The organism is Paenibacillus oryzisoli (assembly GCF_050467285.1).
GTDB classification, from domain to species: Bacteria; Bacillota; Bacilli; order Paenibacillales; family NBRC-103111; genus Paenibacillus_E; species Paenibacillus_E oryzisoli_A.
Window position 1 is genome coordinate 106,992 of sequence record NZ_JBCMUN010000005.1, and the last position, 14,559, is coordinate 121,550.

General features: G+C 48.5%; 13 protein-coding genes. 3 read left to right on the forward strand and 10 right to left on the reverse strand.

The window, feature by feature from the left end; genetic code table 11:
• Window positions 1-71: 71 nt before the first annotated feature.
• The 7 genes from ABE504_RS06240 to ABE504_RS06270 all read right to left on the reverse strand — a co-directional run bounded on the left by ABE504_RS06240 (window position 72) and on the right by ABE504_RS06270 (window position 7,161).
• A complete protein-coding gene (locus ABE504_RS06240; protein WP_430085974.1) occupies window positions 72-1,250 on the reverse strand; it encodes an ABC transporter permease in 1,179 nt (392 codons plus the stop codon).
• Complete coding sequence (locus ABE504_RS06245) at window positions 1,247-1,963, reverse strand: ABC transporter ATP-binding protein (RefSeq protein WP_430085977.1); 717 nt, start codon at window positions 1,961-1,963, stop codon at window positions 1,247-1,249. Before ABE504_RS06245 ends, ABE504_RS06240 begins: the two co-directional genes overlap by 4 nt.
• Before the next feature lie 27 nt (window positions 1,964-1,990).
• A complete protein-coding gene (locus tag ABE504_RS06250) occupies window positions 1,991-3,697 on the reverse strand; it encodes an efflux RND transporter periplasmic adaptor subunit (protein WP_430085980.1) in 1,707 nt (568 codons plus the stop codon).
• Between the two features lie 36 nt (window positions 3,698-3,733).
• Window positions 3,734-4,354 (reverse strand): hypothetical protein, encoded by a 621-nt coding sequence (locus ABE504_RS06255; RefSeq protein ID WP_430085983.1) that lies wholly within the window; start codon window positions 4,352-4,354, stop codon window positions 3,734-3,736.
• A gap of 110 nt (window positions 4,355-4,464) precedes the next feature.
• Complete coding sequence (locus ABE504_RS06260) at window positions 4,465-5,910, reverse strand: sensor histidine kinase (protein WP_430085986.1); 1,446 nt, start codon at window positions 5,908-5,910, stop codon at window positions 4,465-4,467.
• Window positions 5,903-6,631, reverse strand: a complete 729-nt coding sequence (locus ABE504_RS06265) for a response regulator transcription factor (RefSeq protein WP_430085989.1) — start codon at window positions 6,629-6,631, stop codon at window positions 5,903-5,905. The genes ABE504_RS06260 and ABE504_RS06265 overlap by 8 nt, the downstream gene beginning before the upstream one ends.
• On the reverse strand, window positions 6,628-7,161 hold the full coding sequence (locus ABE504_RS06270; RefSeq protein ID WP_430085992.1) for a DUF309 domain-containing protein: 534 nt from the start codon (window positions 7,159-7,161) through the stop codon (window positions 6,628-6,630). The genes ABE504_RS06265 and ABE504_RS06270 overlap by 4 nt, the downstream gene beginning before the upstream one ends.
• 183 nt (window positions 7,162-7,344) lie before the next feature.
• Between ABE504_RS06270 and ABE504_RS06275 the strand changes: the two genes are divergently transcribed.
• Window positions 7,345-9,261 carry a glycosyl hydrolase family 18 protein gene (locus ABE504_RS06275; protein WP_430085994.1) on the forward strand — a complete coding sequence of 639 codons (1,917 nt, stop codon included), beginning with the start codon at window positions 7,345-7,347 and terminating at the stop codon, window positions 9,259-9,261.
• 63 nt (window positions 9,262-9,324) lie between these two features.
• Here the strand turns inward: ABE504_RS06275 and ABE504_RS06280 are convergent, their stop codons facing one another.
• Window positions 9,325-9,543, reverse strand: coding sequence for a double zinc ribbon domain-containing protein (locus tag ABE504_RS06280; protein ID WP_430085997.1), 219 nt, complete (start codon window positions 9,541-9,543; stop codon window positions 9,325-9,327).
• 193 nt (window positions 9,544-9,736) lie between these two features.
• Between ABE504_RS06280 and ABE504_RS06285 the strand changes: the two genes are divergently transcribed.
• Window positions 9,737-9,895: a DUF1540 domain-containing protein gene (locus ABE504_RS06285; protein ID WP_430086000.1), complete on the forward strand. Its 159-nt coding sequence runs from the start codon at window positions 9,737-9,739 to the stop codon at window positions 9,893-9,895.
• Between the two features lie 114 nt (window positions 9,896-10,009).
• On the opposite strand, the gene ABE504_RS06290 is transcribed toward ABE504_RS06285, so the two are convergent.
• Entirely contained in the window at window positions 10,010-12,160 is a 2,151-nt protein-coding gene (locus ABE504_RS06290) for a hypothetical protein (RefSeq protein ID WP_430086003.1), read from the reverse strand.
• Between the two features lie 200 nt (window positions 12,161-12,360).
• On the opposite strand from ABE504_RS06290, the gene ABE504_RS06295 reads away from it, so the two are divergent.
• Window positions 12,361-13,158, forward strand: coding sequence for a hypothetical protein (locus tag ABE504_RS06295; RefSeq protein ID WP_430086005.1), 798 nt, complete (start codon window positions 12,361-12,363; stop codon window positions 13,156-13,158).
• Window positions 13,159-13,246: 88 nt separating this feature from the next.
• On the opposite strand, the gene ABE504_RS06300 is transcribed toward ABE504_RS06295, so the two are convergent.
• Window positions 13,247-14,512: a mechanosensitive ion channel family protein gene (locus ABE504_RS06300; protein WP_430086008.1), complete on the reverse strand. Its 1,266-nt coding sequence runs from the start codon at window positions 14,510-14,512 to the stop codon at window positions 13,247-13,249.
• Window positions 14,513-14,559: the final 47 nt, after the last annotated feature.

Sequence of the window (14,559 nt, forward strand, 5' to 3'; positions counted from 1 at the left end):
GACTGCGACGAAAGGAAGTACCGCTTCTTTCCCTCGCAGTCTCATAGATGAATGATTGCTGAGCTGTGGCATCAATCGGAACGCAATGCATCGATCGGACGCAGCTTGGATGCTTTGTTCGCCGGATACAGGCCGAAGATAACGCCGACCAGCACAGAGAACAGGAACGAATACAAGCTGACATCGACTGAGATGCTCGTGGTCTGTTTCGGGCTGAAGTAAGGCAGGAAATAAGCGAACCCGATTCCCAGAACAAGTCCGACCAAGCCCCCCATCCCGCTGATCACTACGGCTTCGACAAGGAATTGAAGCAAAATATTGCGTCTCTTGGCCCCGATCGATTTGCGAATCCCGATTTCCCGGGTTCTTTCACTGACGGTGACGAGCATAATGTTCATAATGCCGATGCCCCCAACCAGCAAGGAAATCAGGGCAACCGCCACTAACTGATTCGTAAGTGTATTGGTTGCTTCCGTCCGTGCCTTGAGCAGTTCGTCCTGATTCGTCAGGACGAACCCGGAATCGCTTTTGAATTTATACGTCAAGTATTGCTTCATTGTTTCTTGCGCCGCATAAATATCGTCTTTCGTCGGCGCTTCGACATACGTTGTCCGAATTTGGCCCAGCTTGAACTGCCTGCGGGCGGATTCAAGCGGCACGATGACGGAGCTGTCGACGGACGCGCCGCCGATGTTGGAGCCTTTCTCTTTCAGCGTTCCGATCACGGTAAAGACGACGCCGTCAATGTTAATCGTTTCGCCGACCGGATCGAGCTGCCCGAAAAACGTCTTCACGACCTCGCTGCCGAGCACCGCCACATTCGAGCGAAACTCCAGGTCAGTCGGCGACAAGTTGCGGCCTTTATCGATCGTCGCTTTAATAATGTCAAAATAACGGTCATTCGTCCCGAGCACGTTGTACTTCTCTTGTTTTCGGTCGTACTTAATGTTGGAACCGTTTTTGCTCATCGTCGGCGCGATCGATTTGAATTCGGGAAAATTCTCGAAGTTCATCAGATCGTCGTAACTGAGCTGCGTAGCCCGCCCGGTTCCTGTTGCTGTGACCACGAGGAGGTTCGTCCCCATATTCTCGTATTGTTTGGCGATTTGCTCCGAAGTTCCCCGGCCGATCGACACAAGCGTCACGACCGAGCTCACCCCGATAATCACGCCGAGCATGGTTAAAAAAGTTCGCATCGGACTGGAAATAATTGTCCGCATGGACATGCCAATCAGTTCTCTCAGCCTCATACGCTCACCTCTTGCTCTTGGCGGCGCTTCTCACTGTTGCGGTAGTCATCGATGATGACGCCGTCTCTCAAAGCGACGACTCGCTTCGCATTGTCCGCAATATGATGATCATGCGTGATGAGCACGATCGTGTTTCCCTGCGCATTCAATTGCAGGATAAGTTCCAGCACCTCTTCGCCGGTACGGGAATCGAGCGCGCCTGTCGGTTCGTCGGCGAGAATCAGCGAAGGCGAAATCGCCAATGCCCGGGCGATCGCGACGCGCTGTTGCTGACCGCCGGACAGCTCGCTCGGCTTGTGATGGCCGCGCTGGCCCATGCCGAGCATCGTCAGCATCGCCTGCGCGCGCTCTCGGCGCTCTTTTTTCGGAATGCCTGCATAGATCATCGGCAGTTCCACGTTCTCCATTGCCGTTAAGCGAGGCAGCAGATTAAACTGCTGAAAAATAAAGCCGATCTTCTGGTTGCGCAGCGACGCCAGCTCGTTGTCGTTCATTTTCTCTGTGACGACCCCGTCAAGCATGTAGCTGCCCGAGGACGGAACGTCCAACAATCCGATCGTATTCATCAGCGTGGATTTACCCGATCCGGAAGGCCCGATGATGGCGACAAAGTCCCCTTCTTCGACAGAAAGCGAGATGCCGCGCAAAATCGGGAGGTCTTCTTCACCGCGCTTGTATGTTTTCGTAATATCTTTCAGTTCAATGATATTCATCTCGCGATAACTCCTCTCCCGGCCGGGCTATCTTCCGCCGCCACCGCCGCCGCCGTTAATTCGGACCGCGTTACCGCCTCCACCAGCTCCGCCAGGTACGGCTGCTCCTCCTTGGAAGTTGCCGCCGCCACCGCCGTTTTGCTGGAACTGCTGTCTCAGACGGTTAATCTCGTCCTGACTGAGGTTCTGCTGCCTTTTGACCGCCTGCGGCACAACAACTTTATCACCAGCTTGCAAGCCTTCCGTGATCTCAATTTGCGTAGAAGAGCGAATCCCGATCTTCACTTCATGCTCCGTGTCCAGCGTGCCGTCCTCTTTCTTCAAAGTCACGACACGCTTCCCGCGCTGCAATTGCAGGGCTTCCGGCGGAATATAAAGCACATCCTTCTTATCCTGAACCAGGATTTCACCGGTCGCGGTCATCCCGATTTTCAGCACATTGTCTTTGTTCTCAGTCGCCAGCACGACGTCATAGAATGTCACGCCGTTCGTAGTCGTACCGACCGAGGAAACCTGCGTCACTTCAGCGGGGAATACGCGTCCCGGGAACGAATCCACCTTGATCTCCGCTTTCATCCCGACCTTGATATTCGGCAAATCGAGCTCGTCGACTTGCACTGGCAACTGCATCTTCGCGAAGCTGGCAACCGCACCGAATTGCGTGCCGCTCGTCACTTTGCTGCCGACGCGGAAGGCGCTGAGAATATCGTTTCGCTTATTTACAAAATCGGTCGAGAATACGCCGTCGAACGGCGCCGTGATTTTCAGCGCATCCACTTTATCTTGCGCCGCTTGGACCGCCAGTTGCTGGCGCTCCAGCGCCTTTTGCTTCGTAAGGATATCGTCGTCCAGTGTATCGTTCACAATCGTCGCCAGCATATCGCCTTGTTTCACGATATTGCCAGTCTTGAACGGCAGGGTCGCGATATTGCCTGTTGTGCCCGCAAGCACAGTCGACACTTTAGCATACTGCAGCGCCGCTTTCGCCGTGGAATCCACGCTTTGACCGCCAATAACAACCGATCCTTGCACATTCAGGCCGGCATCCAGCGAATTATCGTTTTTTACGGTAATATCAACATCGACGACTTTGCCGCCTTTGCCGTCCGTTTTCGGTGTGGAGGCAATCGCTTGAATCGAACCCGTTTTAGTAATTAAAAAGCCATCTACAGTCAAGTCGACCGGATCGCCGGTATGTAATTGCGAAGCCGTCTCCACGTAAAATGGCAACGTCACGGTCAACGTGCTGTCGTCGCCGATTGTCGCGATTTTGGTGGACTTGTTGATCGTGGAGCCAAGATCGATATTGGCGGCATAGGTCAACTTGCCCGAAATCGACGCCGTCACGCCCATCAGTCCTTTTTGCTGCTGCAGCGAAGCCAAATCCTTTTCAAGCTGCTCATACGTCAGCTTTGCATCCTCGAGATCATTCTCCAGTTGTGTACTGGTGAGCTCAATCAGCACATCGCCCGCTTTCACGGCCTGATTGCGCGTCAGGTGAATCGCTTTGATATTCGCATTTTCCGTAGCTGTAATTGTCTGCGTATCTTTCGGCTCAAATTGGGACGTTCCGGACACGGATGAACGAATATTTCCCTTCTTAACCTCCACGGTCACTTCTTTCGTTTCCGCCGTTTTCGTTTTCTTGCCTTTCGTCACATACAAATAAGTGCCTCCCGCGCAAACACAAACCACGATAAGGCCAATGAACCATTTGCTGCGAATCCACTTCATGCTTGTAACTTCCCCTTTCACTTGTGCGCCTCTCCACTACTTGCCGACTGTCCTTACCATTAACAAATTTTCAAGCTGCTGCTCGACGCTCAGCCCTGCTCCCGCGGACCCATCCGAAGACGGCCTGGGCGTCTGATTGACGCTTGCCGCGTTGGCCCCCGCTTCGCGCTCCGCTCTCCTCTTTTTTACGAAAGCGTTTACAATCCTTTCGCGCTCTTCTTTCGAAACCGACTTCGCTCTGTCCTGCTTCGACTCGTTGACTTGTTCCTTCATCTTGTCGAAATAGGCGTTAACAAATGCTTGCTGGTCCTTCGTCAGCATAAAAAAGAGCACCTTGCGCTCGCTCTCGTCCAGCTTCCCTTCTTCCGCGCAGCGGCGAATGATCGGCAGCATCGCTTCGGACTGCTTGGCCGTCAATTGAAGTCCCTCGAGCTTATCCATAAGGATCAGCCCCTTGAACAGCATGACAAGCTGCAGCTCTCGCGGACTCTGCACGTCCTCTGCCGGTCCAGAAACCGCGGCTTGCTGGGCTTGATTCCCTGCGTTGCTTTCCAGCGTTTGAGGCGGAGGCTCTGAGCTGGGCTGTGTACTGCATCCGACTAACAGTAAGGCCATCATTGTCATACACACGATTCGCTTGCGTGCATGCCGGATCAAAAAAACACCCCCAAAAAACCTGTCTATCTCCAACAGATTAGGGGATGTTTATGAATAAAGTGTGAACGGATTGTAAAATAATTGTGAACGCCGCGTGAATTTTTGTCGAATCATCGCAAACGAGGGAAGGTTATGCGAAATTCTGTCCCTTCTCCCAGGCGGCTTTGCACCTGCACATTGCCTTTCATCCCGGTGACCAGATGTTTCACAATCGTCAGACCGAGTCCTGTACCCGCTTCCTCGCTGGACGTTCTGGCTTTATTCGTTTTATAGAAGCGATCCCAAATTCGATTAAGCTCGGATTGCGGCATCCCTGCCCCTGTATCCCGTACATAGACGTGTACGTGGCCAGGATGATTCTCAAGTGCAACAATCAGCGATCCGCCCTCCGGTGTGAATTTGAGCGCATTATACACCAGATTATGAATAATTTGCACGAAACGGTCCGGATCCAAGTCCACTTGGCTCGGCTCCTGATCCAGATCTGGCAAAATTAATTGCGGAATGACGCCCTGTTTCGCGATCACCGCTTGCAGCAGCTCCATCGTATCTTCGAGCAGATCCGCAATGTCGACCGGCCGAAGCTTGAACACGTCGATACCGTTCTGAATTTGAGCTAGATCAAGCAAATCCGTCACCAAGCGCTGAAGGCGTTGGACTTCCTGATCGCAGATGTGCAAATAGTGCGGGTATTTCGCTTCGGGAATGATTTTATCGTTCATGGCGTTGATCATGCCGCGCAACGTGGTCAAGGGAGATCGCAGCTCGTGGGACACATTCGTCAGAAATTCCTGCCTTGTCCCTTCCCACTCTTCCAGCTTCTCCACCATGAAGTTGAAGCTCGCGGCGAGCTGACCGACTTCATCCTGCGACTTGATCGGCACCCTGGTTGTAAAATCGCCGTGCGCCAGCTCCAGTGCGGCGCGGTTCATCTGCTGAAGCGGGCCTGCCAGCTTGCGGGAAATGATAAACAAGATCACGCCTACCGCCAGCAAGGAAAATAGCAGCGGCAGCATTAAATTAAGCCTTACCGCGGAAACAGCCTCGCTGATATCTCCGGCCGGAATCTGCAAAATAATGACCGTCGGCTGGCTGTTCAATTCGAACGGTGTGTGGTAGGCGAACAAATTTTTCGGCCCGTCCTCCGGTTTCAGCGAAATCATGCCATAGCCGGTGTTCCCATGAAGCCCGTCGATAAACAAGGCGTCCATCTGCTTTGGAATCGCCCTGCCTTCACTGTCAGAAGAGCCAGTGAAGATGATGCCTTTCTCATCGACGATCCACACCTGCCCGTTGAAGCTTCTGGCGACGATTCGCATCGTATATTTCAGCTCGCGCATCGTAATGGTGCCTTCCTGGTAAGAATCCATCAGGCTTGCTACCTCGGCGCTCCGCTTGGCAAGAATCGCGACTTTGTCCTTATAAAAAAGCCCTGTAAAGTAATAATTCCAGAAAGCGAACAGCGCCGCAAAGAAGAGTACGCACGTCGCCAGGAAGGATAGAAATATTTTAATATACAGACTGTTGTACTTCCCCTTGAGGAAGCGTCTAAACATGCTGGACCACCTCAAACGAGTAGCCGATCCCCCATAGGGTCTGAATGTTCCATGAGTCGTGCTGACCGAGTTTTTTTCGCAGATTTTTCACATGAGCGTCGACCGTGCGCGTCCCCCCGGTAAAATCGAAATTCCACACATAGCCGAGCAAATCCTCGCGCGTAAATACCCGCCCTGGGTTGCTCATCAGGAAAAACAGCAGCTCGATTTCCTTCGGTGTCAGCTCGACGCGCTTGCCGTCCACCGTCACCCGGTACTGTTCCAAGTCGATCACAATGTTGCCGATCTCCAGCCATTTGCGCGATGAGCTTTGCGGCGGCGCCGGCTCGAGCGGAATATGCACGGCTCTGCGCAGAACCGCCTTAATACGGGCGACCAGCTCATTCGGATCAAACGGCTTCACCAAATAATCGTCAACGCCAAGATTAAAGCCCCTTAATTTATCGATGGACTCGCCTTTCGCTGTGAGGAAAATGATCGGCGTATGGTTGTATGGCGTGTCCATCCGGCGAATCTGCTCGCACAACTCATAGCCGGAAACGTCCGGCAGCATTATGTCAAGCAGCACAAGGTTCGGTCTTTCTTCCGTAATCGTCTTGATCACATCGCGTCCCCGATAAAGCAAAATCGTCTCATACTCCGAATGCTCCAAATACAGTCTTACGACCTCTGAAATATTCGGTTCATCATCTACGACTAAAATTTTTCCTTCCGAGCTCATCGGGCTTCACCCTGTTCCTTTCGTAAACGTGATTGTCTGGCTCTTTCTTCTATAACGTCCGTCCGGTCCCGCAGCGTATGCTTGTGGATTAGCGAGTCATTCTCGAGTGAGCTCGGCGCCTCCCACACAAGTCCTCTGTCCCTGCATATCGCCTGGCACTGCTGCAGCAGGCCGGGATCCGTAATCGGCAAATTCATATCCACATACACATCATTGTCGCCTTGCACCGCTGCGAGTGTGCTTCTGATTCGACGCTCCAGCTCCTCCGCATCCAGCCCGAGTGTGCGGACATCCGCCGGCTGCAGATTGGTCAGTGCGCTGCCCAACATTTTCACAGCCCCCGCCCGGTTGCCTCTTCGGCTATGATACAATCCGACGGCAATTTGAATCAACCCCACATAGGTCCCGCTGCGAGGGTCTCCGGGATGCTCCTTCCAAAATTCTTCCATCACTTCATGGCACTCAAAATAATCGCGCTCGCCATGAAAATGCACTAAATACTGCACATAGGCATCGGGATATTGTCCCATTGCTCCTTCTCCCTCTCTGATGGACTCACGAATGAACTTTTCTACTTCACCATGTTACTCCAAAGTCTTGAAATCGTCCAACTCAATCCACCAGCCATGAACTTCCAATCTAGCAATACCGCAACCATTCTATCATCTCTGACGTCAAATAGAGTAGTTTACAAGAAAGAGGCGGTTAGGACGATGAAAATGGGAAAATGGCTGCTGAGCGGCACCCTGCTCCTCGCGGTAACGCTTCCGAGCACAGCCTATGCGGCAAGCAGCCCGCAAGTGGATAAAACAACGAAGTACCGGGTTTACCAATACAACCAGGTTTTGATGGAATTCGCTTCCTATAATGAAGCGCAAGCTTACGCCAAGTGGTTCTCCAATTCTCATGTGGAAGAAATTGCAACCCGCAAGTGGCTGTGGAATAATTTTCCTCGCTATCAAATGTTTCAAGGCGACGTTTCCTTGCCGGAGTGGCAGTTCCCCACGTTAGATGCCGCCATCGCCGAGGCGAAGAAGTGGTCGAACGCCAGCGTGCGCGATTTGCAATCGACAGGCTGGGTGTGGAACAATTACGCCCGTTACCAGCTGTATCAAGGCGACATCACGATGGATGCCTGGAAGTTTAGTACGCTGGCGGAAGCGGTCGCCGAAGCCAAAAAATGGGGCAACGCTCATGTTATCGATTTGAACAGCAACGCGTGGATCTGGGACAATTTGTCGGGGAGTGAAAAAACGGCTGCCAAGTCAGGTCCTCCTATCTACAAAGTGTATCAAGGAACGTTTTCCGCTGACAACTGGTCGTTTGCCTCCCTCGAGGATGCCGTAGCGGAAGCGCTCAAATGGAACAATTCCACAGTCGTTAACACCCAAACGAAACAAACCGTATACAGCAATCTTAAATCCTATAAAGTGTATCAAAACGATACGTTCCTCCAGGATTTCACCTCACTCGACGATGCCATCGGCTATGCCCGGCTTTGGGGACACAGCTCGATCGTCAAGGAAGGACGGCAAATCTGGAACAACTACGCGTCTTATCAAGTCTATCAAAGCACCAACTTGATCGGCGAATACAACACGTTGGACGGCGCTCTCGCTTACGCGAAGCAGTACAGCAACGCTTCGATTCAGACGCTGCAGCACCGGATGCTTTGGGATAATTTCAAAAAGCTCCAGGTCTGGGGCTGGAACGGCTTGTCCGGCTCAGATGCGATTAAGACACAGATTGGAAATACGTTGGGACTCGATGTCGATTCCCCGAGCTATTTTGAACTGGCCGATGCCACCGGTAACTTAAAGGACAGCTCCAATGCCGATACGGTCAAATGGCTGCAAAAGAGCGGCTACACCGTCTATCCGTTAGTGAGCAATCAGTTTAACGCGGCGTTGACGACACAGTTTCTGGCCAATACTACCGCACAGGATACGTTCATTGCCAAGCTGGTTGACCGCTCCGTGCAATTAGGCGTGCCGGGCATCAACGTCGATTTTGAGAGCCTCGCCGGCTCCGACCGCAATGCCTTTACCACGTTTATCGCCAAGCTGACGACCGCTGCCCATGCCAAAGGCCTGGTTATCTCCATGGATCTGCCTCGCGGCAGTGTCAAATGGAATCAGTTCACCGCGTACGATCATGAAAAACTCGGTGCGCTGGTCGACTATATGGTTATCATGGCCTATGACCAGTATTACCGCGGCAGCACATCGGCAGGCTCCGTATCCGGTCTTCCATGGACCGACGGCGGCATTCAGGAATTTCTGTCCTACGGCATTCCGCGGGACAAAATCATTCTCGGCATCCCTTACTACGTCCGGGAATGGCAGCTCGACGCCAGCGGCGCCCTGGTTAGCAACCGCACCGTGCTGATGAAAGACATCCCCGCGCTGATCGCCGCGAAGAAGGCGACGCAAACTTGGGATAACGAGTTCGGCCAATACCGTGTCTCGTATCAAGAGAATGGCTCCACCTATGTATTCTGGCTGGAAGATGCGTCCACCGTCGCAGCGCGCATGGCGCTCGCGAAGAAGTACGACATCGCCGGCGTCGCCGCATGGCGGCTCGGGTACGACCAGAAGGACCTGTGGACAACGGTCCTGCAAAACAAATAAAGCCTGGAGGAAGAACGCGGCGCCTGCCGATCGGCAGCGCCTCGCTTCTTCCCAGGCTTTTTTTCACAACAACCCCCATGTGCTGAACGTCGTCTCCGTCCCGCAATCGGCGCAATACTTCGCGTCGGGTTTGTTCACTTTGTAGCAGCCCTTGTGCAGCAGCGTCTTTTCCTTGGTGCATCTATTTTTGAGCGGCGCGCCGCAGCGTATGCAGTATCGATCGTCTTTGTCCGCGACATAGCTGCACCGGACACACGTTTGAAGCTCGTTTTTATTTGCCATGCCATCATCATCCATTCTTGCAAAAGACTTTGTGCCTCCTACATATATATGAACCATGACGAACTATGGGAACCGTGGAGAAATGTTCCTACGCATGTATAAAAATAGGCCTCTTTCGCCCACCCTAGGAGGTAAGGGAGCTTTCTGAAATGACCGCATATTCAGAAAGTCTCCTAAAGGAGGTGAAAGAGACATGGCAAAAGACGTAATGTGCGAAGTAAACTCCTGCAAATACTGGGCAAATGGCAACAAATGCAATGCAAGCTCGATTTCCATCGTGAGCCACCACGGCGGAAGCCAAGCCCGTACAACCGAAGAAACCGATTGTAAAACGTTTGAATCTAAAGTTTAATACTCCCTGGAAAGAGGCCCTTCCGGCCTCTTTTTCTTTCTCTACAACGTAGTGTAACCAATAATGATAATTATTATCACTGAGAGTTCAGCATTTTTTAAAGACATCTTCTGCTTACGCCCATTCGTATCGCTCGAGCTTTTCTAATGCTGTATCATACAGCTCTCCGTCATCTGTAATGATATCATATTCAATGTTTCCATAATTTATATTGAACAACTTCTGTTTGTTTGCCTCACGATGAAAAGTTTCTTCTGCAATTTCAGTAATTTGCAGGTCAAAATCATCCACCATGGCTTGAACCATCTCATAGGCGGTTTCTTCTAAATCATCAGACCCGAACTCATCCATTGATTCCGAGATGTAATCATCCATTTCAGACGCTAGAAATTCTGTGATTTTATCAGTTGCACTATAGCCTAACAGTCTTTTTAACTCTTCTTGCATGTAGAGAGGTAACTGCCGGAAGTTAATTCCCCCTTCCTCTTCATAGTTACAAATCTTAATTAATCTGCAAGCGATCTCCACATCAGAACAGCTAAAAATTTGTTTCATATGCTCCTCATTCGATAGTATCACGCTCAGGTCGTAGAATTGTGAAGATAAGATGTCCATAACAATGTTGATCGAATGGAACAAGTAAAGTCGATTGATCAGAACTTTGTCCAAAATGGCAACAATAAATCCTTCCAGTCCCTTCTCGCGGATATCAAATACATGAATATACTTTAAATATTTTAAGAGTATCGAGTCCATAATCTCTACGCCTGATGTTACGCCTCGAAATTGCATGACAACCGGTGCCACTTTTAATTTCAAAAAGTCCTCATTCTGGATCAGTTTCTTTAATTTTTCCGTTGAATAACTGGTATTGAGAGCTTCAAATTGTTCCACATACAGCGCGGAATCAATAATTTTCCGTTTCTCTTTTTCGCCCATTTTTTTACGTACATACGTGTATAAAGAAGGATGGTATACGCTTATCTTTTCAGCGGAATAGCGCCTGATCAACGAACCCTCAAGTCGTGTAACGGTGTCTTCCAACGATTCATCTTCAAATTCGTCCAGCGTCGCTTCAAATCTCTTATAAAAACATTCATCGACGATGGATTGGTGAATCGTGGTCGTGGAAAGTGAAACTAGCGTATGTAAATATACGTTGGCATTATGATTTAATGCTCTGATCTCATTGCTCCATATCGTGTCCGGCTCATCCAAATATTTCATAAAATGTGCCACATAATGATCTGGTTCAACATCCCTTGGCTTTGTAGCGAACTCCACAGAAAGCGGACTGAAATTGCGATGCGTCAAAATGTTGGTCAGTACTTCTGTCGTGCCCAGCTTTTCCATATAGGGTCTGGGTAATTGATTTGATTTTATGTAGGAGGTTAGAATCTCTGCCTTTATTGCGATATCACTTTTTGAAAAATCAAGTTCAACAGGCACGAATCGGTTTTCCAGGAAAGAAAAGAACCCTTCATTCTGCACTTTCAAATTCGCCAGAAGCGATTTTCTTGCATTTAAAATCACCTTTTTGTTGGGAAGCCTGACCACATGTTGCAAAAGCTTTTCCCATTTCACTAGATCATTCTCGTCCAGAAGCTCATAGTGTCCTAAAAAATCATCAATCACAATAACTTCCCGTTTATTCGCGTGGTGCTTTATTCTTTCCTCAATGATGGAAAAGCTTTGGTTATAAACGATGTCATAGCTTTCCGCATATGCGGCGGCCAGCCTTATCGATGTGGTTGTCTTCCCCATCATGGAATAACCGCTAAGGAGAACACCATTATTGCTTTCTAAAGCTTGTAAAGCGCTATCGTAAAAAGGCGTTCTGACGAAAGTATGCTCAAGCCCCATCGCTTCCGTTAACAAAGCATTCTTACCGAGATCCTTCTCACTTTCGTTGACAGCTGCGCTAGACTCGAGATCGGCTATCGCCATTTCTTCGGATCTTTGTTTCCATCCCTTGATAAAAGTAATGGTATATTTCATCTCGTCGCTGTCAATCAATTTAGCGCATGCTTCACATAACCAAATTCCGTTTTCTTCTGATTTTCTTTCCTCTGGTGTTAAAGAAGCATCATAGCGTGGACCACCTGCGCTTGCTGCCGTAATATGGGCGGCTACTCCAATATTGATGTGTTTATTCCTATCAGAATGAGGACCTGAAGTTGGTTTTTTACAATCTGGATTTGAACAACGATTGCCCACTCGTTTGGATAAGTTGTCTTTCATTTTTGGTGTAAATTCATCTCTCACTCTATCGGCTCCTTTACTTTTCTTGAATTTAGTTGGGATATGACTATATTATCTTAATTGGCAAAATAAGTCATATAAAAAAGGAATTTCTTCCATTCCCCTGTCTATCCATATCGAAAAATCTCGATTTTCATTGAAAATTCTGTTAAAATATCGAATGTTCTATTGATTTTATTCATAGAGATAGAGGTTGATTATATATGAAGATTAATATTCCTTTTGAAAGTCTAGTCTATCCAGACGATAAAAATACTAAAGCTGTTGTTGTTAGCAACGAAGATTTTTCAACTTTCAATTCAGATTTACTAAATTTAGGGAATCTTAACACAGGCGGGAAAAGAGTCGAAGGCATATCCGCCGTCTTTGATTTAGATGGATTTACGAACTTCTGTAATCAAATGGAACCTCACTTGGTTGTCCCTAGATTCTTAAAAGAGTTTCTTAGTTGGATTCTAAAAAAAATCGCTCAGACACATCTTATTGTAAAGAGAGAGAACACATTTGAAGGAAAAAAAGCCTTGTATTCTCGCCTTCCAATTTTTTGTAAATTTTTAGGTGATGGGTTATTGATGATTTGGGATACTGACGATATGTCCGAGATCGAAATGGGGAATGTTGTCTGTATTTTAAAAGATGTTGCAGAATCTTATGCGAACGATTTTTTACCTTTTATTAACAAAAAATTCGTCAACGTTCCAGAAAAGCTGCGTTGCGGTATCGCAAGAGGATCTATTGTTCAATTGGGCGATGGCAACGACTATGTTGGTCCATCCATCAACCTTGCATCACGGCTTCAAAAGGTCCCTCCAAGTTTTACCTTTGCCTTCTCTGCCAGGGGGTTTGACAAGGATTTCTTCGCTGAATATGAATTTAAAAAATATCAAATGATCAAAATTGAAGTTCGCGGGATTAAAGGTAATGAAGAATTGGTGTATGTATTAAAATCGGAAATAAATACCCTTTCTCCCAAAATGAAAGCTCAAATTCAGATTCTTTAAGAACAAAAAACAAGCCGGACGCACACTCTCATGTGCTCCGGCTTACCACAGCTATTCAGTTAGCTCTTACAATCCAAACTCGCGCATCTCAATTCACTCCCACCCGCCGATACTCCTCTTCCCTTCCTCCCACTAAGCTCTTCACATCATGCCCCGTTGGATTCTGGAAGATCCGGAGTCCAAACTCCGGTGCAATGGCAAAGATATGGTCAAAAACATCGGATTGTACCCGCTCATACATCTGCCATTCCGTTCCATTGGTAAAGGCGTAGATCTCGATAGGCAGGCCCGTTTCTCCGGACGCCAATTGCCTGACCATACAGGTCATGTTCGGGTGAATTTTGGGGTGATGCTTGAGGTACTGATCGATATAGATGCGAAAGACACCGATATTCGTCAGCGCTCTGCCATTTACTTTGTTCGACGTATTAATGCGATTTTCTTTATTGTGAACCTCGATTTCCCGCTCTGTATCGAGGATATACTCCGTGAGATAGTGAATGCTTCTGAAGCGCTCTAACATATCCTCTGTACAAAAACAGATAGAGCTCGTATCAATGAAAATCGATCGTTTGATTCTTCGGCCTCCGGATGTTTGCATCCCGCGCCAATTTTTAAAAGAGTCGGAGATGAGCGTATAGCTCGGAATCGTCGTAATCGTTTTGTCCCAGTTTTGAACTTTGACAGTGTTCAGGGAAATATCAATAACATCCCCATCCGCCCCGTATTTCGGCATTTCGATCCAATCGCCAACCCGTACCATATCATTGGCTGTTAACTGCACGCCTGCAACAAGTCCCAAGATAGAATCTTTGAATATTAACATCAACACGGCCGAAATCGCGCCGATGCCGCTCAGTAAAATGATCGGACTTTCACCAATCAGGTTGGCTATAACAAGGATGCCGCCAATGATGGACAGTACTATTTTAATTACTTGAATATAGCCTCTGATCGGCTTAACCTTAGAAACTTCGTACGTTCTGTAAATATCGTTCACGGCATCCAGCAGCGAATCCATGACCAATAATCCAATAATAATGATGTACGATATGGCGCCCTTCTCTATCAGATGCTGATAGGCGGGAAACGTCGAAGAAAAATAATAGATAATGACGGCAGGAACAACATGGGAAACCTTATGGAAAACCTTCCTTTCCAACAAGATATCATCCCATTGATACTTATTGTTGTTGATGACGTGTGAAATAATCGTAAGGAATATTTTTTTTGTAACAAAATTAGCTAATACGCATAATACGGCAATGCCTAATACCTCGATCCCGTAAGACAAGTAATCGGCTAACACCGAATTGATCCCTATTTCTTCTAGCAGTTTTGTAATGAATTCCATACATGCCTCCATCGCTCCAGATTTTCATACCAAACATGAGTAGTACG